2 protein-coding genes are annotated in these 1,659 nt (G+C 72.9%); both read right to left on the bottom strand.

Features of this window, described 5'->3' with window-relative positions; genetic code table 11:
• Positions 1–24: 24 nt before the first annotated feature.
• The gene (locus ACYVE7_RS33635) at positions 25–750 is read right to left on the bottom strand and encodes a LytR/AlgR family response regulator transcription factor (RefSeq protein ID WP_460370562.1); all 726 of its coding nucleotides are present in this window, start codon (positions 748–750) and stop codon (positions 25–27) included.
• 35 nt (positions 751–785) lie between these two features.
• Positions 786–1,659 (bottom strand): sensor histidine kinase (locus ACYVE7_RS33630; RefSeq protein ID WP_460370561.1); only part of this gene is annotated, 874 nt, incomplete at its 5' end.

Below are 1,659 nucleotides of genomic sequence, written 5' to 3'. Positions count from 1 at the left end.
CGTTGCCGGGCTCGGCTCCGGCCGTCATCCGCGGGGGCGGCGCAGCAGGAGGTCGCGGAGCTCCCGGACGTGCCGCCGGCTGACCGGCAGCTCGGTGCCCGCGACCAGGACCGTGCAGCGGCCGGAGTCGAGCCGCAGCTCCGAGATGTGGGAGACCGCGACGAGATGGCTGCGGTGGATCCGGATCAGCCCCGCGTTGCGCCACCGCTCCTCGATCCCGGCCAGCGGGATCCGGACGAGATGGGTGCCGGACGCGGTGCTCAGCCGGGCGTAGTCGCCCTGCGCCTCGATGAACCGCACGTCGGCCGGGTGAATGAACCGGGTGACGCCCGACAGCTCGACCGGCACCGGCTCCGGTTCGGCGGCGAGCACCGGATCACCCGGTCCGGTGATCTTGCCAAGGGCCTGGGAGAGCCGTTCGGGACGGACCGGCTTCAGCAGGTAGTCGGCGGCGCTGACCTCGAAGGCGTGGACGGCGTGCTCCTCGTGCGCCGTCACATAGACGAGCTTCGGCGGGGCCGCGAACTGGGCGAGCAGCCGGCCCAGGACGATACCGTCGATGCCGGGCATCCGGACGTCCAGGAAGACCGCCGCGTAGGGACGTTCCTCGGCGAGCGCCCGGTCCAGGGCGCACAGCGCGGCCGCACCGTCGCGGGCGCCGTTGACCTCGCCGACCCGCGGGTCGGCACGGAGCAGGAACACGAGGTCGTCCAGGGCGGGACCCTCGTCGTCGACCGCGAGAACACGCATCACGCGAGTGTGATGGCCACCACAGGGGGTGTCAATCACGGGCGTCCGTCGGCGGAGACGCCCTGCCTGTACTTCGGCACCCGGAAACCGACCTTCATCCCGGCTCCGACGGCCGTATCGACGACCAGGCCGTGCGCGTCGCCGTAGACCTGGCGGAGCCGCGAATCGACGTTCGCCAGCCCGATCCCCGACTCGGCGGACGCCTCCCCCGCCAGGACCCGGCGCATCGCGTCGGGGTCCATGCCGACGCCGTCGTCCTCGACGCTGATCAGGCAGTCGGCGCCCGCGTCCTCGGCGAGCAGCGTGATCCGTCCGGGGCCCGGCTTGCCTTCCAGGCCGTGCCTGACCGCGTTCTCGACCAGCGGCTGAAGGCACAGGAACGGCACCGCGACGGGCAGCACCTCGGGCGCGACCCGCAGCGTCACCCGGAGCCGGTCCTCACCGAACCGGGCGCGCGCCAGCAGCAGGAACCGGTCGATGTTGCGGAGCTCCTCGGCGAGGGTGGTGAAGTCGCCGTGCCTGCGGAAGGAGTAGCGGGTGAAGTCGGCGAACTCCAGCAGCAGCTCCCTGGCGCGTTCGGGATCGGTGCGGACGAACGAAGCGATCGTGGTCAGCGCGTTGTAGACGAAGTGCGGGGAGATCTGCGCCCGCAGCGCCCGCACCTCCGCCTCCACCAGGAGGTTGCGCGACCGGTCGAGATCGGCCAGTTCGAGCTGGGTGTCGACCCAGCGGGCCACCTCCTCGGCGGCCCGCACCTGCGCCGCCGACACCTGCGGGGCGTAGGCGACGAGCGCGCCCACCACGCGTCCGTCGGTGGTGAGCGGGACGACGACGGCCGTGGCCTCCCCGGTGCGGACGACGCGGGTGCGGCCGGTGGCCAGGGTCTCGGCGGCCAGGTCGACGGCTTGG

The organism is Actinocorallia lasiicapitis (genome assembly GCF_054778695.1).
Note: the sequence above shows the minus strand (reverse complement) of the source record. Positions and strands in the feature narration are given on the sequence as shown.